The organism is Providencia sneebia DSM 19967 (genome assembly GCF_000314895.2).
GTDB lineage: Bacteria > Pseudomonadota > Gammaproteobacteria > Enterobacterales > Enterobacteriaceae > Providencia > Providencia sneebia.
Genome location: NZ_CM001773.1, coordinates 1,929,113 through 1,954,230 on the forward strand (window position 1 = coordinate 1,929,113; position 25,118 = coordinate 1,954,230).

Consider the following 25,118-nt stretch of genomic DNA (forward strand, 5'->3'; position numbering starts at 1 on the left):
TAAATCTTAGTTAAATAAATTTTTGCTGTAATTGTGTAGTGAATTTATATTAAATAATGGATATCGCTATTTTACTTTTCTTATGAGCATAATTAATATTGCTCCTAAGATAGATAAGCAACCTGCAACAGGGAATAACAAGTTATAGCCATAAAAGCTAATGGCGGCAGCGGCAAATACAGGACCTAATATTTGTCCCACAGTATTTGATAAATTTAAAATGCCGAGATCTCTTGCTGCATGGGCAGGATTAGGTAAAACTGCAACATTAAGTGCCTGATCAACAGATTGGAATGCACCATAGCCCATACCTGCTAAAGCCGCATAGACTAATAATGTCCATGGTTCATGACTGATGAATGGGAAAAATAAGCCAATTGTTGTGATGATACAGGTAAAAACGACAGGTAATTTTATATAACCGATTTTATCTGCAATATAGCCTGCGCATGCTGCCATGATTAAGCCAGTTACCATCATAATGATCGAGATGACAGATAAATAATATTTAATATCATCACTACCCGATTTTAGCCCTGAGTAATCCGTTAAAATATATAATAGCAATCCAGATATGACAGATGTTCCCGTTACCATCAGTAATTTACCGATTAATGCCAGGTAGTAATCACGGCAATCGGTGACTGGTGGAATAAAGTTTTTAATTAATGAAGTAAAATCTAATGCGGTAGCTTCTAAACATTTTGACGATCCTTCTTTAATTAAAATACTGCATAATAATCCTGACAGTAGTGTCATCCCAGCCATCACATAAATACCAAAGCTGATATTATCGATAAAGTGGGCAGCAATAAAAGTACCGCCATATAAACCCACGGAGATCCCTACTGCATAGAAGGAAGAGATAACGCCACGATGACGGGGTGCTATTTTGTCAGCAATGATGGCAACCATAGGGGCGACAATGCAATTTAGGAATATCTGGTAGATTAACCAAATTATTAAAATTGAAGTTAATGTTTCTGCATAGCTTAAGCAAACCAGCATAGCGGATGCACCAACAGACCCAATAATTAGCCACGGTGTTCTGCGGCCAAGTGAGGAGCGTGTTATGTCTGACAATGCGCCCATAATGATATTTGCTAATGTTGCGACAATCATCGCTAAAGATGAAATAGTCGCTAATAATGTTGCTTTTTGGCTATCATCAATAATTGCAATACGAGCAGGTAATAATACGGTTAAGGTTCCTAAGTATCCGCTTAGCCATAAAAGAGCGCCGAGTGATAATGCAATACCGAGTTTAATCGGAACTTTTGGTTGTTCTATATCTGTTACCTGCATTGAAATATTTTTCATGGTGTTCCTTATATATTTATATACTGATTATTAAGGGAGCAGGTTGAGTATGCAACATAATATTATAATCGTTTTTATGAGTAGATTTGGCTAAATATTATAATGACAATATTATATTTTTACGGTTGTAGCTGCTTAGGTTTAATAATCATGTAGAGTACAGTAATTAATAATGCACAGATAATTGTCACTAGACCGCCTATTAATCCTGCCGTTATATAACCTGTACCAGTTAATGTTTCTGTTTGTAATAGTGATAATATGCCAAGAATACCGAATGAATAGATTTTCACTTGATACGCTCCGTAAGCTATTCCACCAATACTTGCAGATATACAGCCAATAATAAAAGGGAAGCGCAATGGCATATTTATTTTGTAAATTACAGGTTCAGTTAATCCAAATATTGCTGACAATATAGGATGTAAACCTATTTTTTGTTTTTTCGTTATTTTATTAATTAAGTAAACCCCGAGTGCTGCGCCAGCTTGTCCTAATACGGCAGGAATGAGTAATGGTAAAATAGTGTCATATCCACTAATTAATAAAGTGTTGAACATTAATGATGCTAACACCCAATGTATACCTGCTAATACAGCTAATTGCCATAATCCGGCAATGATAAAACAAACAATTATAGGTGACACTGAGAACAATTCATTATAATAGTAAGCAGCTGCATGGCTAAACCAGTATCCAAATGGGCCGATATAATAAATACAGAGTGGTACACAAATTACAAGAGTTATTAAAGGAATAATAATAAAGCTTATTGAATTGTTTATTAATTTCTTTAATGTCTTTTCAATTGTTGATGAAAATAACACACAAAAAACAGCTGGAAATAATGTGCTGGAGTAAGATGTTGAATTAATTAACTCATTAAAGATACTAATATTTACATTACTACTTGGCATAAAAAATAGGGCGGCTATTATTGTTAGCATTAAAGCACTAGATCCTCCAAATGCTAAGCTTGCAGTGTAGCCAATTAAAAATGGCAAGAAGAATATTGTTATATCATATAAATGATAAATTAACGAAATAGAAGGTGTATTGAGCGAAATAACATTAAAGATAATAGCAATTGTTAAAAGACCTTTTAACAATCCAACTGAAAGTAGTGGGCCGATAAGAGGTGTCATGGTTGCTGAAAATACGCTACAGGTATTTTTAAAAATAGTACTATAGTTTGTTGTATTATTAACTTTAGCCTGTTTATCAATAATTATTTCACTATTATCACTTAAGATTAATTTATTGACTGATTCATAGACTTTATTGACATGACTTCCAACAATAATTTGTAATTGAGAGCCACTAATAATTGCTCTAATTATACCATCTTCATTTTCAAGGTTAGAAATATCAACTTTAGATAGGTCATGTAAATTAATTCTTAACCTTGTGGCGCAATGGCTAAATTGTTCAATATTGCTTTTTCCTCCTATATTAGAAAGAATATTTTTAGCAAGACTGTTTGTATTCATTTTTCAACTATCCAAAATTATTGTTAATATTCTTTCTTGTAGATATGCTTGAAATTAATTATCAACCAAGTATGGCAACAGAATTTAGAATGAAAACAGTATAGAAAAAGCAAAAAAGGAATAGTATTACATTATATTATTTTGGAATTATGATTTTTTCTTTTTGTGGAGGAGGGCACAAAATACACTTTTATAAATTTATTTCTTGTTGGATAGAGTTTTTAACAATAAAAAAACTATTGATTATTTTTATTAATAATCAATAGATTGTGTAAGGTGTGTTATCTCTAACTAATACAAAAATAGCGGTTAGAACCTGTTTTAATATATTGTACTTGCGTATTTATCCCGATATTCTTTTGGCGTCATATTATATTCACTTTTCATAACAGAATAAAAATATTGCAATGAAGAAAATCCGCACATTTTAGCAATTTCATTAATTGATAATGAAGATGTTATTAATAAATGCTTCGCTTTTTCAAGCTTTTCTCTGTAAATAACCTGATGAATAGTTAAACCTAATTCATCTTTAAAACGTGTTTCTAAATTAGAGCGTGATAGTTTTACGGCATCTAAAACTTGTTCTACACGAATACCTGAACATGCATAATTACGAATAAAGTGCATGGCTTGGATCACCATTGGATCTTGTAAAGAAAGAAAGTCTGTTGAACGCCGAGCAATCACTTTTGCTGGTGGAACTAAAATGCGCTGGTATTTAATAGGTTCATTACCATCTAACATGCTATGCAATAATTTGGCTGCTTGATAACCAATTTGTCGAGTTCCTTGCATGACAGAAGATAAAGAAATTCGTGATAAATATCGAGTCATCTCTTCATTATCTATTCCAATGACACATAATGAATCAGGAATTGCAATATTAAGGTATTCGCAAACTTGTAATAAATGGCGAGCACGAGCATCCGTTACCGCAATAATACCTGTTTTTGCGGGAAGTTCTTGCACCCAATCAGCGAGACGATTTTGCGCATATTGCCAATTATCTGAAGTAATTTCTATTCCTTGATAGACGCTATAAGCATATTGTGCTTTATCCATTAATTTACGAAATTCATATTCTCGTTCGACTGCCCAACGTTTGCCGCTACTTGTAGGAAGGCCATAAAACGCGAAACGGTTAATTCCTTTTTCTTTTAAATGATTAAAAGCCGCTTCAATTAATGCTGCATTATCGGTTGCAATATAATTTACCTGTGGATAATCTTCAGGAAGGTGATACGAACCGCCAACGCCTATTACGGGTACCTGCGAAGATTGTAATAATTGTTCTATTTCTTTGTCATCGAAATCAGCAATTACCCCGTGGCTTAAGGTATGCATAATATTTTCTGGGCGGGAACGGAAATCTTCTTCGATAAAAATATCCCAATTATTTTGTGATGCTTGCAAATATTCGCCAACGCCTTCAACAACTTGTCTGTCATAAGCTTTATTAGCATTAAACAATAATGAAATACGATAGCGCTTTGTGTTCATTTTATATCACCCCAGAAAATAGCATTGTACCTAAGCATATCGTGATAAATTCTATTCTAAATATGATTTTTATAAAGATATTGATTAAGGATAGGTAAATATTAAAAATAAATAGGATAAAGAGTGTAATAGATTATTCGAAAAGAGACTCACTAAAATGCATTCAAATCTGATTTTAATCACAGCATTCACACAAAGTAGAGTTAAGTACTTTGCGGGAATGCATTAATAAATCTTATTGAGTAAATATTTTAGTTTGTTGATATAGCTCAGCAAATATTTTACGTTGATTAAGAAAATCATGATGTTTTTGTGGGGTTGGCTGATATTGCGCAATGATATTAGGTTGCGGTAATAATTCTTTTATATCAGTATTTGGCATCATAGCAACCCGAGCTAAACGAGCAGCACCTAATGCAGGCCCAACTTCTCCGCCATCACGATAGTCAATGGTGATCCCAATAATATCAGCTAATAATTGGCGCCAATATGGGCTGCGAGATCCACCGCCAATAAGGGTGATACTTGTCGGTTTTACTCCAGTTTCATGAAGTATATCAATTCCTTGTGCTAAGGCAAAACTTACACCTTCAACAACGGCTTTACATAAATCAGCGCGTTTATGTTGGTGAGTAAGCCCCCAAAAAGCACCTTTAGCATTAGGGTTATTGTGAGGTGTACGCTCTCCACTAAGATAAGGTAGAAACCATAATGGAGGTGTATCCGGCGAGCATGATTGAATTTCATCAAATAGTGCTTCAACTGAGGACAACCCCGTTAATGCAGCGACCCAATCAAGACAAGATGCAGCACTTAAAATTACAGACATTAAATGCCATTGATTTGGTAAAGCATGGCAAAAACTGTGTAATCCATTTTCTGGGGATGATAAATAACCGTCAGTAACAACAAAGTAAACACCAGATGTGCCAAGAGAAAGTAGGGCTTGTTGTGGATGGCACAAACCAACACCAATCGCTCCAGCGGCATTATCTCCAGCTCCTGCAACGATAGGTACGCGAGGAATATTCCATAAGTTAGCTAATGACTCATGCAGATAACCGGTGATTTGCGTGCCTTCATATAACTTAGGCATTTGTAAAAGAGTGAGGCCTGTTGCATCAAGCATGGTTTGTGACCAACAGCGATTTTTCACATCCAGCCATAATGTACCGGAAGCATCTGACATATCTGTCGCAAAATCACCCGTTAATTTCCAACGTAAATAATCTTTTGGTAATAATACTTTGGCTATTTTTTTGAAGATATCAGGTTCATGATTCTTAACCCATTGCAATTTTGGTGCCGTAAATCCAGGCATGAGTAAATTACCTGTTAATTCAAGATAATTTGGCACTATTTGAGCAAGTTCATGACATTCTGTTTCACAGCGCCCATCATTCCATAATATCGCGGGGCGTAACACGTTATTTTGTGCGTCTAATAATGTGGCACCATGCATTTGCCCCGATAAACCAATAGCTTGTAAGTTTTCTAATGGATGTTGTTCACTGAGTGATAAAATAGCTTGCTGTGTGGCTTGCCACCACTGTTCTGGATCTTGTTCGGACCAAAGAGGGAAGGGGCGAGAGACTGACAGTGGCACACTGCGTGTTGCCTCAACATGGCCTTGTTGATTGAGTAAAACAACTTTAACGCCAGATGTACCTAAATCGATACCAAGATACATATTATTTTCTCCCTACAATGGCAGATGTAATTTAGGTAAAAATCTGCAAAGAATTTACCCTTTAGAAAGTTTTATAAATTACTGCGGGCTGTTTTACCCGCAGCTTAATATAAATTAATTACCAGCAAATTTTATTAGCGATAAATAATATTATTCACTAAATTTTCAAGTTGTTCTTGATGACCACTTTGATGCTGCGGAGCGAGTTGATTAGCCGTTGCATATTGAGCAATTTGCTCTAATGTCATATTGCCACGCATAATTTGTTGACCAAATTCGCTGCTCCAACCAGTATAACGTTTAGCAATTAATTGAGAAAGTTGGTCATTTTCGATCATTTTAGCTGCAAATTTCAAAGATAATGCCATTGTATCCATTCCACCAATATGGGCATAGAATGGATCATATTTATCAGTACTTTGGCGACGTACTTTGGAGTCAAAATTTAAACCGCCAGTAGTAAAGCCGCCCGCTTTAAGAATTTCATACATAACTAAGGTATTTTCTTCCACACTATTTGGGAATTGGTCAGTATCCCAGCCAAGTTGCGCATCGCCACGGTTAGCATCAACCGATCCAAAAATACCTAAGGATATTGCTGTCGCAATTTCATGATGGAAGCTATGACCTGCAAGTGTGGCATGGTTACATTCAATGTTTACCTTGATTTCGTTCTCAAGACCAAATTGTTTGAGGAAACCATAAACGGTTGAAACGTCATAGTCATATTGGTGTTTGGTTGGTTCTTGCGGTTTTGGCTCAATTAATAATGCACCTTGGAAGCCTGATTTATATTTGTGCTCAACGACCATGCTCATAAATCGACCAAGTTGCTCACGTTCTTGGCGTAAATCCGTATTTAGTAATGTTTCATAACCTTCACGCCCACCCCATAAAACATAGTTTTCACCACCAAGTATTTTAGTACTATTCATTGCATGTACAACTTGGTTTGCTGCCCAAGCAAAGACTTCTGGGTTGGGATTGGTTGCAGCACCGGATGCATAACGAGGATTAGTAAAGCAATTAGCTGTGCCCCATAGCAAGCGTACCCCTGTTTCTTCCTGTTTTTCTAACAATGTATCAGTAATGATTGATAAATTTTCAATATATTCATTGATGCTGTTTCCTTGAGGTGCAATATCGGCATCATGGAAGCAGTAAAAAGGAACATTCATTTTACTGAAAAATTCAAAAGCAACATGCGCTTTTTGTTTGGCAAGTTCAATTTCATTTTTAGGTTGTTGCCAAGGATAATTAAAAGCGCCTGATCCGAACATGTCAGAGCCATTCCAGCAGAATGTATGCCAATAGCAAATAGCAAAACGTAAGTGTTCTGCCATTGTTTTACCTAAAATCATTTCATTAGGATTATAGTGTTTAAATGCAAATGGGTTAGTACTATGACTACCTTCGTAACTAATTTTATCAACAAGATCATAATAAGAGTGAGGCATCATTGGCTCCTTGAATATAATAAACATGGCTATCTTGCTGATAAAAAAAATGAATAACAATTATGTTATTTTGTAGTTCTATTTAGATAATTATTAACTGTGCAGTAGATCGCATAAACAGGCTTGGTTTTAAATAAAAACACATAAGTTCTATGACCATTTGTTATCACAAGAAGATATGATACTTTTCATTTAAGAAAGTTTTGGTGTTGAAGAATATCACTATATAATTGCCATAATGTAGTGATACAAATAAGCTTATATTTAATTAAATTTATAAAAAATTAATCGGGAATAAAAATAAGTTAAAAATATAAATTAATTTGGCATCATGCATGATACTCGATGAGATTTTGAGTATCTTTGGGGAGTTAGCAACACGCAATAAAGTTATTACACAGTTTTACTCTTAATTTAATTAATTCAACATGAAGTTACAGCATATTGTTAGAGTATGAGTAATTTTATTTTATAAAACAATATATTATCCTCTTGAGTAGTGGCGCTATAAAAGACAAGGTTTTATTTTCACAAAAAATGTGCGTTATTTTAATTAGAAAGATGGCTTTACATTTATACAGTAGCTTCCTTAATGAAAATGGTCATAATTTTATGGTTACATGCTGTTTTTAAAGGGAGATCCCTGAAAAAGACATAAAACCTAAAGACATCAATCCAACTGTGATAAATGTAATACCAAGACCACGTAATCCTTTGGGAATATCGGAGTATTTCATTTTTTCACGTAACCCTGCTAATGCAAGAATGGCAAGCATCCAACCAAATCCGCATCCAGCACCATACACAATAGATTCGCTGAATGTGTAATTTCTTTCAACCATAAAAATGGTTGCACCAAAAATGGCGCAGTGAATGGTAAGTAACGGTAGAAAGACACCTAATGAGTGATATAAAGAAGGAATAAATCTATCAAGGAACATTTCTAAAATTTGAACTAAAGCAGCAAGTACTGCAATAAATGTGATGAAAGATAAAAATGAGAGGTCAATACCTTCTATAATGGCATTTTCCCTCAATATATGCGTATAAATTAAATTATTAATTGGCGTGGCAATAGTAAGTAAAACCAGAACCGTTAACCCCAATTTAAATGATGTTTTTACCTCTTTGGATACAGCAAGAAAGGTGCACATACCAAGGAAAAATGCTAACGCCATATTCTCAATAAAAGCTGCTTTTAAGAAGATACTGAGGTGATTTTCTAGCATGGGCGCCCCTTTTTGATGATTAATTTGATTTTTTATAATTAAAACATAAAATTAAATAAATATCATTCAATAATGGTCATAAAAAAGGGGAGATAATGAAAATTTCAAAAGATGACATTATCATTTTAATCAATGAGCATTATCCAAATCTGATCCAGCGTATAGAGCACTTTGATATAGAAACAACAGAAAATACGTGCAGTGTCAGACTTTGGATGGCTAATGAAGATCTACCTAAATATCTTATTTTTGATAAAGAAGAGGGGAAATTACATTTGTCACACGGAATTTAGGTATTATGATTTCTAGGATAGTTAACTCTCGTAAAGCAATAGGGAAAATATCATTTTTTTGTGAGCTAGAATAAATGAGCCGATAGTATCATTATCGGCTCATTTGTTTATGTAATGCAGAATAATTTATTTTATTCTAATAGTCTTTAATTAGGGCATGAATCAGCTAGGTTATTTAAACCTTGTTGTTTATGCTCAAAAGTAATCTTTTTCTCTGTATCATGATGATCAATGGTTAATACATAAATACTATCAAAATCATGGCCTTTCCACTTAGGGATCAAATCAGGATCACCACCTTCTTGTTTCATAATATTTTTCACTACCTTGACTAAATTATCATGCTCCCAAGCGATAAAAATTAATGAGTTTTCATTTTGTTTGCTTAGTAACTCTTTTTGTAACTCTTTAATTTCTTTTGCGTGAAAATTAAGATGTATTGGCAATGAAACTTGGATAGCAAGTGGAGAGATAGTTTGTACTGCGCGTAAAGAGCTACCTAACTTATTTTGTTTAGGTGCAGATGCAAATAAGGCATTAGGTTGACCAAATTGCTTAATAAGTACACTAGGAAGGGCTAATGCACGGTTTAAACCCTTACATGTTAATTGCCCACTATCATTATCTGGTTTCTCAGCATGCCTTACAAAAACGAGGGTTTGTGATGAGTGAGCCATAGCGCTAAATCCCAATATGAGTGACATCAAAAAAAGTGATAGCTTACGCATAGATAATCCTTTTTACATACCGAAGTTAAAGGGAGAATAAACTCATCATAGCATATTGAACTATTAGTTTTTAATTGGGAAGCGAATTAAATTAGCCCTTAAGTAAAAGGGCTAATAAAATGGGATATCTTACTTTTTATTTTTCTCTAACCATTTTTGCATTTGTTCGATTTCAGGACCTTGAGCATTAATGATATTTTCTGCAAGTTTTCTCATTTCGGGATCTGTGCCATATTTTAACTCAATTTTAGCCATATCAATCGCTCCTAAATGGTGCGCTATCATGCCTTCTGCAAATGCCACATCAGCATTTTGTTCATTCATACTTTTTGCCATATCTGAATGCATTTTATTCATGGATTGCATTAATTCCTTTTGCATATCAGTTTTCGCTGGGGAAGACATGTGTGCGGAGTGTTCTGAATTTGCAAAGACATTAAATGACATTGTCGTTAGCATGACAGCAGCAATGGGTAATAATTTTTTCATGGTAATTTCCTTGTGACATGATCTGAATTAATGCTAAAAGAATAAAGCTTTCCCTAAGGTTAAGGTCAATAACACTATAAAAAATTTAACTTAATTTACTTATCTATGCTTAAAATTAAATATATAGGCTTAGGTATTTTTGAATAGTTTTTATATAGATAAATTCTCTTTTGAAGAATAATTTTATCTTTTGCTGAAAATGCGATTAAACAAGAAAGAGAAGAAGTTTTATTCTGAGTCGATTATTTATGTTTAGAAAAATATTTTCTTACTAAAGAATAGGTTAGTGTTCATTTGTGTATTGAAAACATCTAAAAATTAAGCATTTTTTGAACAATGAATTTGTTAGAAAAGATAATTTTCATTTGTATAACTTAAGATATACAAGGAATTTTGGAGGGAATTTTTAATTATTTTAAGGTAAAAAGAATTATATGGGAAAATAAAGTTTGCTATCTTATGGGATATGTGAGTTAATAGCCTCGTTGGTTTGGAAGTACAAACCTATTTATGCAAGGCAAGTTAAAGCAGTTCACCATTAAGTGTTATCCAAGATACCTTCATTGCGAATTCCTTCTAATTTAGTTCCCATAAGTACGTACGAAAGAAAACTAACTATACCGCCATATGGCAACTTAAAAAATTAAAAGGATATAACATGTCTAATACAATGACTGGTACTGTAAAATGGTTTAACAATGATAAAGGTTTCGGCTTTATCTCTCCAAAAGATGGCAGCAAAGATGTATTCGTACATTTCTCTGCAATTCAAAGTAATAGCTTCAAAAGCCTGAACGAAGGACAAGAAGTGTCTTTCACTATCGAAAATGGCGCTAAAGGCCCAGCTGCAGCTAACGTTGTAGCGCTTTAATTAAAGCCTAAAGATAGATAAATTCAGTAAAATGAATTCCCAAGACCTCGCCCATGCGGGGTCTTTTGCTATCTACAGTTTATAAATAATGTATGTTTGAATGTCTTTTGAGTAACCTAAGTTTGATATTTAAACTACTTTTCTTCTGTATCAGATAAGCTCTCAGTTAGGAAATTAATACTAGATATTCCTTTTTCACATGCAGTTTCTCTGAGCAATGCAGGTGTTCTTTCAATATGGCTTTTTATTGAATTTAGCCTACTAACATACGTCTCAATATTTTCCGTTTTTGATTGAGTCTGTAAATACTCAACTAATGAATCGATATATTGGTATAAATATTCACATGAATTTTCATCTTCTTTGAGTTTTTGAGGGATAAATTTTTTTGAATTTTGTCTTAAAACTTCTGCGTATTGCCCTATCTTAACTTGTTCAATAATAGACTCAACCTTGTTTTTGAGATTAAAAAATGAAAAGGTCAGTGTAATGACTAATATAAGCAATATTGCATTTAGTAAAATACTTATTGGTAATAAAAATTTTTTCATATAACCTTTATTTAAAATAATACGATGTGATAATTTTAGTTATATCTAATGTCATCAGCAAGAAAAATTCAGGCACTATATTCTAACTATATGATTTTACTTATTTCTATTATGATGATTCAATAATTCACTATCGCTAGTAAAATGGTGTAACGGCAGAGGAAATGAAACGAGAAATTTACCTGATCTCCTCGTTTCATTACAAGAGTATTTAAATACTAAATACACTAACGAACAGCAAATACTGAAATTTTTGAATTTTGAATAATCATTGTAGCGGTTGAACCTAAGAAATAAGTGGATACGCCAGGTTTTCTTGAGCCAATGACGATAAGGTCAGCTTTTATTTTATCTGCCACGTCCAAAATTTCATCGCGAGGACTTCCCATTATTATTTGTGCAGTGTACTTTTCTTTCGGTAGATTAAATTCTTTAATTATTTCAGATAATTGTAAGGTAACTTTATCTTGCTCGTTATCTGCTTGTTCTGCAAAACCAAAGCCCATTGAGGTATAGAATGGTACTGTCGGAATAACTGCTAAAAAATGAATGCGAGTATCTTCTGGCTCAGCCAGGTATTGAATGTGCGGAAGCACAAGATCAGATAAACTTTTTTCTGTAATATCAATAGGAACGAGGATATTTTTATACATGTTGTTCTCCAACTATTTATTTTTTATCGTGTAATACAATGCCAAAATTTCATATTAAACTTTTATATCGGCGACTTGTATATCGACATAAAAGATTTTTAAGGGTACAAAGCGATAGTAACGATGTTTAAGATACCTCATTATAAAGTTTAATACTTTGATATTGTATTCAAGTTAGCAAATTAACTGTAAATTGTTAAATTTTACTCTCATTCTGCAGTGTTATTTCATAAATCAACACTAAGAGTACCTTCATTTTTAGATTGGTCATATGCGTGTTTATAATATTATCTTTTTTATGACATGAAGGTAAGACATAACTATATGAAAAGATAATAATATATTACAAAGGTATGTGTTTTTACATAAGATGTATTTTAAATATAGTATTATTCATTAAGTTATAGTCATAAAAAATATATTAAGTATTTATTGTCAAACATTAAAGAAACATCATATGTTAATAATATAATTTTCAATTAGAATGTTAACATGTGATTCTGTAACTATAATCTTAAACATATAATGTATTCTCTAATATAAAAAAGAAATAATATATTATTTTTCCGTGCTCTAAACATGTGGTGTTATATCAATGAGTTATATTTTATAATAAGGAGGTTTCTATTTTTAATTCAATTTAATATGAAGAATCATGGAGGTGCTATGTACGAAAAATATATTGATTTTTTTTCACTGTTATTATCATGGAGCCAACTAAATATAATTTTTTTAAATAATGTCATGTTGGCATCATTTATCTCATTTATCCGTGAATGGCGGAGATGTTATAATTTTGAGCAATCTGTCAGTGAATCTATCGCTTGTGGTGCTATTACAGCAGGGACGGTTAATACCTTGCATATTATGGTGATACAAATAAGTTGCTCTTATAATTTTTCTATGATTAGTGAGTTTTGGGGGGTAATAATAGGATTTTTAGGAACTAAGAAAATTAGCCAAATTGTAGATATACTCTTAGTTTTAATAAAAGAACGTTATGTAATAAAAAATAAAATTCGTAAATTATAATTTAATACGATGTGTAATAATGTAATATTGTTTTTTTATTACACAAGTTTATATGAAGCAGTAGAATGAAATCGAATAAGCTATTTTTTGTGCCAAATCTTTGTTGGGAGATAACATATTTGTATATGTAGCATAAATATATTAATCTGCTTCTGATAATATAATAAGAGACTGGTAGAATGAAAAAGAACATAAAAAACCAAGAACAAAACCTGCTAATGAACGGCTAGATGACCTAATGAATGCAGCTGAAAGCCTTTTTTTAACTCAAGGCTTTTTAGAGACAACTGTTAGTGAAATCGTTAAAGATGCTGATGTGGCTAAAGGGACTTTCTATCATTATTTCACCTCTAAAGACGAGATATTAGAAGCCCTAAGAGAAAGGTATATGACATGGTATTTAGCTTGCATAGATCAAGCCATTGATGGAGAGACTGATAGCCAAGAAATATTGCTTCAATGGTGTGAAAGTAGCATCAAATGTTATGTCGAAAAAATGCGTGTACATGATATGTTATTCCATGAAGGATTTCATAAATGTAGTAATATTCACGAGGAACGGGCTATTGCTCAAGTTAAAGCTATTTTATTATATGGCCAAGAAAGGAAAGCATGGTCAGCAACACCGATTAATTTAGTTAGTTCTATGATGTATCATTGCATGCATACAGCAGTCGATAATTTAACCAACAGCGCCGAATATAATGAGAAAACACTAGGATTATTGCTATATCAACGTTTATTGGGATTAATCAAGTAGAGTCCTTATTAGATTATTTATACCGATATTATTAGTATTATAGTAAGTAAACCACTTTAAATATCTTTAAATCTTTTATTGTTAACTTAAGATTTGTTGTCAGAATAAGAATTTTTTATCATATGATGGTGCTCATAGTGATTTTTTTATTTAATTTACGGAAGGGGTGATAGTAGTTTAGCAGGTTTTATTATTTTGATTTTTTTTAATTATTTTCTTTTTTCCTTAAAACTTTCACTTCATTAGATACTCCTAATTAGATTGGTTATGGAGTTTAAATCTAAACTTTATTTTATCTAAAAAAACTAGAATAAATTGTTAATGATATGATATATCATTGAGAAAATACTTATCTAGGTGTGCAATATGTTGAATTTATCTGAATTAATAAATGATACACCAATTGATTCAATTTTATTATTTGCTGTTACTTTCATGCTATTAGTTATCGCTGCATATATAGGAAAATATATTTTTAAACGGCGAAAAGCTAACGAGGATATTGCTGATGATGAAGCAAAAATTATATTGGGGGCTATCTTATCGCTGTTAGGGCTTTTGATCGGATTTGTGCTATCTATTTCTATTAATGGTTATAACAATAGGCAGCAGACAGAGGAAAATGAAGCCATTGCAGTAGGTAATGCTTTCCAAAGAGCTCAGCTTCTTGAAAGTAATGATAGAAGTGAAGCCTCACGTTTGTTACAGCAATATCTAAATGCAAGAATAGAATTTTTCAAATCTGGCGTCAGCGATGAAAATAGCCGATGGCGTCAAATTTCATTAGAGAAGCAAGCTGAATTATGGGCATTAGGTGTTAAAGAAGCAAATAAGTCACCAAATGCTATAATTGTATCTGTATTATCATCATTTAGTGATTTGTATCTTTCACAGCAAAAAACAATGGCGAGTTGGCGACATCAAATTCCTAATGCGGCTTGGTTTTTGCTTATATTTTTTGCTATCTGTTCAAATATTTTAATTGGCTATAATATTCGAGGCACGAAGGGTAAAAATTGGCTTATTTTAATTCTGCCATCATTGACAACTTTAGCATTATTTATGATTGCAGAGATTGATATTCCTGGGGAAGGTGTTATTCATGTTACTCCAGATGATTTGATTTCATTGAAGGAATTTTTATTCAAAGAAGATTTATTAATCAAAAATTAGTATTGTTATTTGATAATATGGAAATGAAATTAAATATCCCCATGATTTTGTGGGGATATATTTGTATTGAGCAAAATTTTGGTTGTGATTAATCGTAGAAATTATTCCTCCATTATTCATAGCGTTATGAGTGTTATATTGCAGTGTTAACTGCATAAAATAGTCACGTCACATTATATTAGTTATGATTATTTTTGGTTAAGTATGGGTATACAATGAAAGAGTACCAATAATGTAATAACTTTATTAGACTGTTGTATTTGTTTATATGACCATCAATAACTCAATATTGGAGTAATTTGTTGTGTATAGATTGATTAGGTTATTTTTTAGACGCTAAAAATAAGGGAGATCTAAATATAATTTTATTTTGGTCGCTAGATTATGCAGCATTTTATTCGTCTATAAGTATAAAATTTATTAATTGATAATCTTGTGTGTCAAATAAGAATGACTAAGAATAAAGTGATATAATAACTATTGATTTATAAATGAACTTTATCTTCTCAGAGTAGGATAGGTAGTCATATTTTTCTTTTATTTACTAGCTATTTAGGTAAATGATCATGCTGATTAGTTTTAGCATCTATTTTTTATAGATAATTATTTTTCTAATACTATGTTTTACAATGGGTATTGTTATTTTTTGTTATTGTTCGTTGTATTATGAGAGTTTTAGTAGGTTACGCTTCTAAAATAACTAAGTTTTATGAAAGAAAAGCATATTTGATTCAATAAAAATTATTTTCTTTGAATATATGGATAGAATAGCAATAGAAAATTATTAATGTAGTGAAGATTATTTAATTTTGAATAGCATCAAAAAAGTAAAACATTATTAATATATAATGTATGTAATTAATTTTAATTATCGAGAATCTCCAAAATTTATTCACTTATATAGCTTATTTATGTTTATTCATGATTAAAAATGAAATATGATTAGCCGTCATTTAAATATTTGTTATGATATTTTGATTGTCTTAATATGAGAGGCTGTAATATAAAATTTGAATAGCTTTCATTATCATTACCATTAAATCCTGGTATATCACATTAGTTACTCTTTATTGGGGTTTTTTTGGTTGTCATGCATAAAATATATTTATGTTCTTTAATATATCCCAATGATATATATAGATATTCATCTAAATATAGATGTGCCATTTTAAATGGTTAACGAATTTTTGTTGTGAAGAATAATAGGATAAAATATTAAAAAAACAATAAAGTTACTCTAATAATGAGAGTTTTGTCTATATCAGTTATACATTGAGTGGAAAGGTAAGGTCATGAGAATAGTTAACGATTTGTAATTATTCGAATGATAAATACAAATAGGATTGATTTTATGTCAGTCTATTGTTTAAGCTGGTCGGCTATTATTTATATGGGCCTTTGAATTAAACTAAATAAATTTATTAACATTAGATAGATGATTATGTTATAAAGAGCGTTAATATGAAAATTGTAAATGTGCTCATTATTGTATTGCTTATAGGAAGTTCCTTTTTATTTGGAATTATGGTTAATTACACTCCAAAGCCAGACTTGATTAATCAAGTTAAATATAGCGTTATAGACTATTTGTCTTATCCTGAATCTGCATCCTTTAAAAATATTAAATATAACTTTGTGCGTGAAACATCGGATAAAGGAGAATTAGGCTATGTCTGTGGTGAGGTTTTTAGAGTCAAAGATGAACGTTTAGAAGGGTATAAGAAATTTGCTGTCAAAGTATATAATAATCCTAATGGTAGAATGGATTTATCTATCCCATTAGTTGAAGGTGATGATTCATTACCACTTTCAGTTGTTAATTCATTATGGAATAAGTATTGTAATTAGGTATTTTGCTATTAAATGGATATTTGATAGAATCATTAATAATAACTTAATGTTAAAATAAAACTTACCAGTAATAGTGGTATTAAATACATTAAAAATGTACTTTCATGTTATAGTGAAGTTACAATGGAAGTATTATCAATATCTTAATTTAAATGATATTTGTTGAATGATGAACAGGCATATTCATCATTCAATTATTAGACTTATTTATTTAATAAATCTAACTGTAACTGATGGCGGGAGTTATAGAATTTTATATATGTCATATAACCTGCTAAAATTGTCGATAAGCTCGCGGTTGAAAGAAGCATAAAAGTAACCATTATCTGATATTTAACTGCTTCTAGTGGATCGACACCCGCAAAGATAAGTCCAGACATCATCCCTGGTAAGCTAACAATACCAACCGTTTTTGCTGAATCAACAGTGGGAATAAGCGATGCGCGGATGCTATCACGAATAATTAACGTTGATGCTAATTTTGGCGTTGCTCCTAAACTTAACATTTCTTGAATTTGCTGCTGTTGATTGCTAAAGCGTTGACCTAGGTTATTAAAACATAATCCAACCGCAATCATTGCATTCCCAGCAATCATTCCTGTAATTGGGATGACTTGCATTGGTGTAAAAGTAATCGCATGTGTTGAGATTAATATTAAAAGCGTTAATAAAGTTGCTGAAGTAATAGCAATAAAAGCGACAGGGAAAATCTTATCAATATACTTACTGCGTTTTTTTGCATTCCAGGCCGCATTGACACAGATGAACATCACCATTGCGATAGTTAGTGTCTTGTGATCAACATTAAAAATATAGGTAAGTATGTAACCGACAATGAGTAATTGAATGACCGCTCGTAATGTGCTCCAAATAATATCTTTCTCTAATGCCAGTTTTTCTTTATGGCTGATTAATATAGCGACTAGAACTAAAAGAACAGAAAATCCTAGCGATTCATTTGTCAGTGTAGGATGATTCATTGCTTTTATTCCTATTATTCAGTTTGATGGATGGGGAGGGTTATAATATCATCAGCATGGGAGATTTCTCCTTGGTCATGTGTGACCCAGAGAATAGCAATATTATTCTTTGTCGCTAGCTGATGAATAAGATTGTTAACCTTAATCTTATTATCTTCGTCTAAAGCACTGGTGATTTCATCCAGTAATAAAATGCTAGGTAAAAATTGTAGATTACGAATTAATGAAATACGTTGTTTTTCACCACCTGAAAGTTCATTAATATTTTTTTCAAGAATAGTGTCGGGCAAGGAGAAATACTCAAGATCTTGCAATATTTTCTTTTTATTGAATGCAATTTTTCTCAATTGATAAGGAAATGTTAAATTATCATAAACAGTTGTACCAAATAAGGTTGGGGTTTGAGTACAGTAAGAAACTTCTTTACGATATTCTTCTGGGGGAATGGTTGTATAATCAGCTTGTTTATATAAAATACGTCCAGAAGATGGTGAAAGTAGAGAGGCAATTATTTTCAGAAGAGTACTTTTCCACACCCCGAAGGTCCTGTAATTAATTTAAATTCACCTGATGATAAATTAAATTTAACATTTTGTAGTATTGTCTTGTCATCTATAACATAACCAACATTTTCTACTTGTAATAGAGTAAGGCTTTGATCCATTTTTACACTTAACCTTTCATCATTATGCTTTATCTAGGTTTTCTATACAATTGAAACTATTATCATAAGAAAAATCTTATACATAGACACATAGTTTTATTTTTTGACTACTTATTATGCGCTATTCTAATGCAATTGGACATACAAAGATTAAAAGCAACATTGTTGATGCAAATAAGAATTATTTATATGAATAATATCACTATGCTGATTATACCGTATTGGTACTTATTGAAAACAACCTTTGTGCATAAATTATCTCGATCATCATAAATTGTAGAATATTATATAATATTGCTGTAGGTTTTAGGCGCACAGTAATTTTTATCATTAAACCTATTTAAACTATTACATTATTCTGATTCTTATAGACACTTATGGTTTTATTGTATTTAATTATCATATTATTAAAATCATGAATAAAATATTTAGTAAGGTTTGTATAATATTCATTTAATTTTGGCATGTTTTAATACATCGGTAATGAGGTGTTTAGTCAGTCTTAAATGAATGTATTTAGCGAGTGCTTTTACTAAATAATATTGAATATAATCATTTGATTATATTCTTAGATGAAAAATTTCATTTGTTGACAACTGAAAATTGATTAATATAATCAGCATCATTCATTATTATGATATATTCAACATGGTTACATTTTTGTAACCATGTTTAGATTAATTGTTATTTGTATTGTGATGTTTAAAAATTGCATATCTCAGACGTTGTTGTTGTTCAAAACGTTGTTCCTGAGTCAGCAATGAATCATGAGAAAGCTTCATAAGAAGAGTATTCATGTTTGATACTGAGTTCTCAATTAGCAATGCATCAACTTGTTTAACAATATTTTCATAGTATTGCATTTCATGTTCTCGTAACTGGATTCTAAGTTTTAAAATTATAACATATGAGAAATGAAATAAGTTATTTGATTATTAGATGTTATTAGTTAATGTTTAAAGATTATACATAGGAATATTCCCTTGAAAATAATAGTTATATTGATGAGTTTATTACTTGCAGCTTGTACATCCACTTGGGAGCCAATTGGTTCGCCTGAATTCACCTATCAAGAAGCTGATACTAAATGCGAATTTGATTCTTTTAAATTGTATCCTGTACGTAATGAAGTTGCTCAAAAGACAGTGTATAAAAAGATCACAAAAAAATGTAAGAAAAATGATGAATGTGGTGATGATGAAACATATGAAGAAGATGCACCTGCAACAGAAAGTTATATTATAGATGTTAATGAAGATAGCCGAGATAAAGAATATAGGCATTGCATGAAACGCATGGGATGGCAGAAGAAAAACCATTATGTATGGGAATAAATTATAAGTAGAAAAAGGCAACAGATAGGTTGCCTTTTTTATCTTCCTAAATTCAAATCAATATAATTAATAATCTTTTTAATATTTTAATTCTCATTTGGGAGTTTTTAAAATACTAATATATAAATAACATTACTAATTATTTATATATTAAATTACTGTATTAATAAATAATAATATTACTTATTAGGTTAAAACATGAAAATAATAATCATATTATTTAGCTTACTTCTATCTGCCTGTTCAACTGGGTGGCATTCAGTTGGTAAAACCACTTCAACATACCAACAGGCAGATGAGAAATGCGATGCTGATGCATGGAATCGCTTCCCTATGCGAAATAAATCAGTAAAGAAAGTGACTTATGACACTTTTTCTCGTGGATGCCATAAAGAAAAATTTTGTGGATTTGACAAAAAATATGAAACAATTTACTCAGAATTCTTCCCAAAAACAAGTATATATATAGAAGATATCAATGAAGGTAGCCGAAATCACGAATATATCTTGTGTATGAAACGAAAGGGTTGGCATTATAATGGCTATACAATATGGGATTAATATAAATTAATAATTATGATAATAAAAAATATTAAATATGATTGATTTTGCCGCCAAGTTAATCATGTTCTTTTTTAATCAATATGGAATTTAATTATTTAGTAAAAATAAAACTAACAATATAGATAGCCTTTTTGTATAACATAAAAAAAAGCCTCTAAATCTAGAGGCAATCGTAGGATAGTTAGATCTAATTATTATCATAAATCTTATGAACTGTAGTTCATGTGATTCGTTTTAGGATAGCTAAGTTGGCTGATAGAAGCTATTCGATTTTATGTATCAATCTAAAAGGTAAGATCTATATTAATTATAGGTCGAGGTTTAACCTAATGCTTATTTTTACCTGATTTAATGGAAAGTATCGGCCATTTTTAATGATCGAAAATGAGGGGTTTTGAAGGGCAATTTTATGCGTAATTAGCCGAGGATTAGGCTATTTTCGGCAATTGATATGTTTTTTTAAGTGTACCATGCAAGATGAGATTAGCTGTTGAAAGGCTATCAATATCAAAATAACTGAAAATATTAATAGCCTGTTTAATTGTATATATAGAACTTGATAATAATCAATGAATTATTTATCGTCTAGATTGTTCGAAATTAGCAACCTTATTGTGCAGGTGTTGCTGCGGGCGCTGGTGCCGTTGTTGGTGCATTAGCATGTCTAGGGCCACGTGTTGGGTTTTTGCTATCTCTGTTAAATTCTGGAACTTCAACAATGGTAACTTTAACCATATAACGTTTACCGTCTTTCGTTTCAGGTGCATCATTGACTAATTTCTTTAGCGTCTCATTTGGTGTGGCTGTTTGCTGAGTGACGCTATAGACGACATTAGGATGGTTATCCATATGTTGGCGTGGTGACATTGAATGTGGACCATTTGCAGCAGCTGCAAACCCGACTGACATTAACAAAATTGCAAGTAGGCTTGAATTAACTTTTTTCATATAAAAACCCTCTTTATGTATTTATCTTAAGTCATATCTTCGATGAATCAAGATAGATCGGCAATCGCTTTTACCCGTTTTGACCAAAGCTTCACAATTGCTGCACTTTTTCCATAATTTCTGCTGAATTAGCCCATAAGAAATGGTTATTGTTTAAAAGGCACTAGTTGTGCTGTAAAAGACATCACTTGTGGTAGCTGATGATAGAATCGATTAGGATGATATGGTAACTATTTAATCATAAAATGATAAAAAGTGAGCCGCTATGTCTGATAAAAATATTCCTCTCTCTGTACTTGACCTTGCGCCTATAACTTTAGGTTCCAATGCTAAAGCATCATTTAGTCATTCACTTGATTTAGCTAAATTTGCCGAAAAGCAAGGATTTCACCGTTATTGGCTCGCTGAGCACCACAATATGACAGGAATTGCTAGCGCAGCAACATCAGTTTTAATTGGTTATTTGGCCGCAAACACCACGACATTGCATTTAGGATCTGGTGGTGTCATGTTACCTAACCACTCTCCATTAGTTATTGCTGAACAGTTTGGCACCTTGAATACACTTTACCCAAATCGAATTGATTTAGGGATAGGTCGAGCGCCTGGCAGTGATCAACTGACAATGCGAGCTCTACGCCGGCATATGAATGCGGATGTTGATCATTTCCCTCGCGACGTAGCTGAAATTGTTAATTGGTTTGATGCAATAGATAAGGAGCCAGCTGTTCGCCCCGTTCCAGGCTACGGTGAAAAAATTCCTGTGTGGCTATTAGGGTCAAGTTTATATAGTGCACAGCTTGCTGCTCAAATGGGGTTACCTTTTGCTTTTGCCTCACATTTTGCACCTGATATGTTACTGCAAGCATTGAAAATATATCGAGATAACTTTAAGCCTTCTGCGAGATTGGCAAAACCTTATGCAATGGTGTGTATTAATATCGTTGCTGCGGATAGTATTAAGGATGCTGAATTTTTGTTTACATCAATGCAGCAAGCCTTTGTCATGTTACGTCGTGGTCAACCCTCGCAATTACCGCCACCTATACAGAACATGGATACTTTCTGGTCACCTGCTGAGCAATATGGCGTACAGCAAGCTCTCGGCATGTCACTAGTGGGGGATAAAGCAAAAATTCGTCATGGGTTAATGTCTATTTTGCGTGAAACTCAAGCAGATGAAATTATGGTTAACGGGCAAATTTTTGATCATCAAGCTCGCTTATATTCATTCGAGCTAGCAATGCAAGCCATGAACGAATTGTCATGAGTTATCGGTGTAATAAAGGTTATTTAGGTTAAATTATATTGAGATAACCCAGATAACATTCTGGGTTATCAATAATTAACACGCAATTCTTGGCTTATGTGGTTGAAGTGGTGGCAGTCCGTAGGCTGCACGCGCTCTATCACATGCTTCATTATGTATACCATTCAACCCAGACTCTGCAAATTCTCTACATGGTGTTGGACGTGCAGCATAAATTGAGCAAGAAACACATTGACCAATTTTGCCAGTGAGTGCCACGCATCGGGTGTTCTGTTTCTGATTCGTCCCTTTCATACAGCTCATAAAAGGGGATATTTGCTCTGTTAATTCTTGCGGAATAATTCCTCCTCCATTTTGTGCCTCAGCCCAATAAAAAGACACACGGAAATAGGCGCAACAAGCACCGCAATTTACGCAGGGGTTATCATTAAGATCAGTTTTTACTATATGATGAATGTTAGCCATATATAAAACCATTACTTTGTTATTGATATTATAACCTCGCAGAAAGCGAGATGACGCAACAGGGGCAGGAAGCCGAGAAACGTTGCTCAAAGGCTATTATCTTATGTCTTATAGACGATTTTCAAGGTGTTTTTCACCATAAATTTGGCGTTTGTATTTTTTATAAACTAAGTAATAGCTAAATTGCGAAGGCAATTGGAGTTTAAAACTAAAGATAAGGAGAAGTTAATGTTTGAGTTAGTTTTAATTTAATAAAGTTTGAGGTTAATGAGCTGAAAAAACAAGGCGGTAAAATATTGCTATTCTCCCGCCTTGTTGGATAAGTCATGTAGAATTCAGATGAATATTAAATGTGTTTTAACTCACCATCATTTTCTTGATTGAAAACAGCTTTATCTGTTTCACCCATCAGTTGGCTTGTTACAACACCAGCTGTCATCGAACCACTCACGTTGAGTGCAGTACGGCCCATATCAATTAATGGTTCTACTGAAATCAGCAATGCAACTAAAGTAATAGGAAGTCCCATTGCAGGTAATACAATCAGTGCCGCAAATGTTGCTCCGCCACCGACACCTGCAACACCCGCAGAGCTGACAGTCACGATACCGACTAAAGTTGCAATCCATAAAGGATCAAATGGATTAATGCCCATCGTTGGTGCAACCATAACAGCTAGCATAGCAGGGTAAATACCCGCACAACCATTTTGTCCGATTGTAGCGCCAAATGAAGCAGAGAAACTTGCAATCGATTCAGGTATACCAAAACGACGAGTTTGAGTCTCAATATTAAGTGGAATACTTGCAGCACTAGAACGGCTAGTGAATGCAAAAGTTAATACAGGACCTGCTTTTTTGAAAAACTTAATTGGGCTGAGACCTGTAATTGCGACAAAGATGCCATGAACAATAAACATCAAAGCTATCGCAACATAGGATGCAATAACGAAAGTACCTAAGTTGATAATATCGGATAAGTTCGAACTAGCTACCACTTTAATCATCAGTGCCATGACACCGTAAGGGGTTAAGCGCATAACTAAACGAACGAGTTTCATCGCCCAAGCTTGTAATACGTCAATTGCAGCTAATGCCTTCTCTCCACGTTCTTTATCATCTTTAAATAACTGTAGTGCAGCAATACCTAAAAATGCAGCAAAGATAACAACACTGATAATTGATGTTGGATTTGCACCCGTTAAATCAGCAAATGGATTCTTAGGAATAAAAGATAAAACAAGCTGTGGAACGGTTAAGTCAGAAACTTTACCAGCATAGTTATTTTGGATTGCATCAAGGCGAGCGCTTTCTTGTTGGCCTTGAACTAACCCTTCAGCGGTTAAGCCAAACACATTAGCAATTAGGATACCAATCAACGCAGCAATTGCTGTTGTCAGCAATAATGTGCCGATAGTTAGAAAACTAATCTTACCCAGTGAAGATGCTTTGTGTAAGCGAGCAACAGCACTAAGAATTGATGCGAAAACTAATGGCATAATAACCATTTGTAACAGCTGAACATAACCATTACCAACGATATTAAACCAAAGAATAGAATCTTTAACTGTTTGGTGGCCGCTTCCATAGACATAGTGTAGAACAACGCCATAAACAACACCAAAGACCAAACCAACTAATACTTTTTTAGAAAGGCTCCAGCCTTTCGCCCCTAGTTTTGCTAATAATATAAGTAGTGCAATAAAAACTAGCACATTAATAATTAAAGGAATATTCATCCTGCACTCCAATCGCAGTTTTTTTAAATTGTGTTATCAGTGCGTTAGACTTTAAGTGGTTATAA

Annotated in this window: 24 protein-coding genes and 1 pseudogene; 9 read left to right on the plus strand and 16 right to left on the minus strand. The window is 32.6% G+C overall.

Annotated features, from left to right (window positions below; genetic code table 11):
- Positions 1-66 precede the first annotated feature (66 nt).
- The 6 genes from OO7_RS07895 to nqrE all read right to left on the minus strand — a co-directional run bounded on the left by OO7_RS07895 (position 67) and on the right by nqrE (position 8,689).
- Positions 67-1,320 carry an MFS transporter gene (locus OO7_RS07895; RefSeq protein ID WP_008915424.1) on the minus strand — a complete coding sequence of 418 codons (1,254 nt, stop codon included), beginning with the start codon at positions 1,318-1,320 and terminating at the stop codon, positions 67-69.
- Positions 1,321-1,439: 119 nt separating this feature from the next.
- Positions 1,440-2,810 carry a PTS transporter subunit EIIC gene (locus tag OO7_RS07900; RefSeq protein WP_008915425.1) on the minus strand — a complete coding sequence of 457 codons (1,371 nt, stop codon included), beginning with the start codon at positions 2,808-2,810 and terminating at the stop codon, positions 1,440-1,442.
- Between the two features lie 321 nt (positions 2,811-3,131).
- Positions 3,132-4,313 carry a XylR family transcriptional regulator gene (locus OO7_RS07905; RefSeq protein ID WP_008915426.1) on the minus strand — a complete coding sequence of 394 codons (1,182 nt, stop codon included), beginning with the start codon at positions 4,311-4,313 and terminating at the stop codon, positions 3,132-3,134.
- Positions 4,314-4,548: 235 nt separating this feature from the next.
- Positions 4,549-6,003, minus strand: a complete 1,455-nt coding sequence (xylB, locus tag OO7_RS07910) for a xylulokinase (RefSeq protein WP_008915427.1) — start codon at positions 6,001-6,003, stop codon at positions 4,549-4,551.
- 134 nt (positions 6,004-6,137) lie between these two features.
- Positions 6,138-7,460, minus strand: a complete 1,323-nt coding sequence (xylA, locus tag OO7_RS07915; RefSeq protein WP_008915428.1) for a xylose isomerase — start codon at positions 7,458-7,460, stop codon at positions 6,138-6,140.
- A gap of 629 nt (positions 7,461-8,089) precedes the next feature.
- Positions 8,090-8,689 (minus strand): NADH:ubiquinone reductase (Na(+)-transporting) subunit E, encoded by a 600-nt coding sequence (gene nqrE / locus OO7_RS07920; RefSeq protein WP_008915429.1) that lies wholly within the window; start codon positions 8,687-8,689, stop codon positions 8,090-8,092.
- A 95-nt stretch (positions 8,690-8,784) separates the two neighbouring features.
- Here nqrE and OO7_RS07925 point away from each other — a divergent pair, with 95 nt between their 5' ends.
- Positions 8,785-8,982 carry a hypothetical protein gene (locus OO7_RS07925; protein ID WP_008915430.1) on the plus strand — a complete coding sequence of 66 codons (198 nt, stop codon included), beginning with the start codon at positions 8,785-8,787 and terminating at the stop codon, positions 8,980-8,982.
- 146 nt (positions 8,983-9,128) lie between these two features.
- Here OO7_RS07925 and OO7_RS07930 read toward each other — a convergent pair whose 3' ends face one another.
- Complete coding sequence (locus OO7_RS07930; protein WP_043892678.1) at positions 9,129-9,710, minus strand: histidine phosphatase family protein; 582 nt, start codon at positions 9,708-9,710, stop codon at positions 9,129-9,131.
- A 129-nt stretch (positions 9,711-9,839) separates the two neighbouring features.
- On the minus strand, positions 9,840-10,199 hold the full coding sequence (copM, locus tag OO7_RS07935) for a CopM family metallochaperone (RefSeq protein WP_008915432.1): 360 nt from the start codon (positions 10,197-10,199) through the stop codon (positions 9,840-9,842).
- Positions 10,200-10,857: 658 nt separating this feature from the next.
- Here copM and cspE point away from each other — a divergent pair.
- A complete protein-coding gene (gene cspE / locus OO7_RS07940) occupies positions 10,858-11,070 on the plus strand; it encodes a transcription antiterminator/RNA stability regulator CspE (RefSeq protein WP_008915433.1) in 213 nt (70 codons plus the stop codon).
- A gap of 134 nt (positions 11,071-11,204) precedes the next feature.
- On the opposite strand, the gene OO7_RS07945 is transcribed toward cspE, so the two are convergent.
- Both OO7_RS07945 and OO7_RS07950 read right to left on the minus strand, forming a co-directional pair.
- Positions 11,205-11,621: a hypothetical protein gene (locus OO7_RS07945; RefSeq protein WP_008915434.1), complete on the minus strand. Its 417-nt coding sequence runs from the start codon at positions 11,619-11,621 to the stop codon at positions 11,205-11,207.
- A 227-nt stretch (positions 11,622-11,848) separates the two neighbouring features.
- A complete protein-coding gene (locus OO7_RS07950) occupies positions 11,849-12,274 on the minus strand; it encodes a universal stress protein (protein ID WP_008915435.1) in 426 nt (141 codons plus the stop codon).
- 666 nt (positions 12,275-12,940) lie between these two features.
- Here OO7_RS07950 and OO7_RS07955 point away from each other — a divergent pair.
- The 4 genes from OO7_RS07955 to OO7_RS07970 all read left to right on the plus strand — a co-directional run bounded on the left by OO7_RS07955 (position 12,941) and on the right by OO7_RS07970 (position 17,087).
- Positions 12,941-13,306 (plus strand): phage holin family protein, encoded by a 366-nt coding sequence (locus OO7_RS07955; RefSeq protein WP_008915436.1) that lies wholly within the window; start codon positions 12,941-12,943, stop codon positions 13,304-13,306.
- 238 nt (positions 13,307-13,544) lie between these two features.
- Positions 13,545-14,066: a TetR/AcrR family transcriptional regulator gene (locus OO7_RS07960; RefSeq protein ID WP_008915437.1), complete on the plus strand. Its 522-nt coding sequence runs from the start codon at positions 13,545-13,547 to the stop codon at positions 14,064-14,066.
- A 366-nt stretch (positions 14,067-14,432) separates the two neighbouring features.
- Positions 14,433-15,239 (plus strand): bestrophin-like domain, encoded by an 807-nt coding sequence (locus OO7_RS07965; protein ID WP_008915438.1) that lies wholly within the window; start codon positions 14,433-14,435, stop codon positions 15,237-15,239.
- Positions 15,240-16,700: 1,461 nt separating this feature from the next.
- A complete protein-coding gene (locus OO7_RS07970) occupies positions 16,701-17,087 on the plus strand; it encodes an SH3 domain-containing protein (protein WP_008915439.1) in 387 nt (128 codons plus the stop codon).
- Positions 17,088-17,293: 206 nt separating this feature from the next.
- On the opposite strand, the gene fetB is transcribed toward OO7_RS07970, so the two are convergent.
- From fetB to OO7_RS07985, 3 genes and pseudogenes are all read right to left on the minus strand, one after another.
- A complete protein-coding gene (gene fetB / locus OO7_RS07975) occupies positions 17,294-18,070 on the minus strand; it encodes an iron efflux ABC transporter permease subunit FetB (protein WP_008915440.1) in 777 nt (258 codons plus the stop codon).
- Positions 18,071-18,084: 14 nt separating this feature from the next.
- Positions 18,085-18,734 (minus strand): annotated as a pseudogene (gene fetA / locus OO7_RS07980) (iron efflux ABC transporter ATP-binding subunit FetA).
- Between the two features lie 677 nt (positions 18,735-19,411).
- Complete coding sequence (locus OO7_RS07985; RefSeq protein ID WP_008915443.1) at positions 19,412-19,597, minus strand: DUF2526 family protein; 186 nt, start codon at positions 19,595-19,597, stop codon at positions 19,412-19,414.
- Positions 19,598-19,717: 120 nt separating this feature from the next.
- Here OO7_RS07985 and OO7_RS07990 point away from each other — a divergent pair, with 120 nt between their 5' ends.
- Together OO7_RS07990 and OO7_RS07995 are read left to right on the plus strand one after the other, a co-directional pair.
- Entirely contained in the window at positions 19,718-20,068 is a 351-nt protein-coding gene (locus OO7_RS07990) for a hypothetical protein (protein WP_052329021.1), read from the plus strand.
- A 198-nt stretch (positions 20,069-20,266) separates the two neighbouring features.
- Positions 20,267-20,629 carry a hypothetical protein gene (locus OO7_RS07995; RefSeq protein ID WP_008915445.1) on the plus strand — a complete coding sequence of 121 codons (363 nt, stop codon included), beginning with the start codon at positions 20,267-20,269 and terminating at the stop codon, positions 20,627-20,629.
- 612 nt (positions 20,630-21,241) lie between these two features.
- On the opposite strand, the gene OO7_RS08000 is transcribed toward OO7_RS07995, so the two are convergent.
- Positions 21,242-21,580 (minus strand): hypothetical protein, encoded by a 339-nt coding sequence (locus OO7_RS08000; RefSeq protein WP_008915446.1) that lies wholly within the window; start codon positions 21,578-21,580, stop codon positions 21,242-21,244.
- 265 nt (positions 21,581-21,845) lie between these two features.
- Between OO7_RS08000 and OO7_RS08005 the strand changes: the two genes are divergently transcribed.
- Entirely contained in the window at positions 21,846-22,850 is a 1,005-nt protein-coding gene (locus OO7_RS08005) for a luciferase-like monooxygenase (protein WP_008915447.1), read from the plus strand.
- A 75-nt stretch (positions 22,851-22,925) separates the two neighbouring features.
- On the opposite strand, the gene OO7_RS08010 is transcribed toward OO7_RS08005, so the two are convergent.
- Complete coding sequence (locus OO7_RS08010) at positions 22,926-23,315, minus strand: YkgJ family cysteine cluster protein (RefSeq protein ID WP_043892679.1); 390 nt, start codon at positions 23,313-23,315, stop codon at positions 22,926-22,928.
- Between the two features lie 346 nt (positions 23,316-23,661).
- Positions 23,662-25,053, minus strand: a complete 1,392-nt coding sequence (locus OO7_RS08015; RefSeq protein WP_008915449.1) for an L-cystine transporter — start codon at positions 25,051-25,053, stop codon at positions 23,662-23,664.
- Positions 25,054-25,118 lie beyond the last annotated feature (65 nt).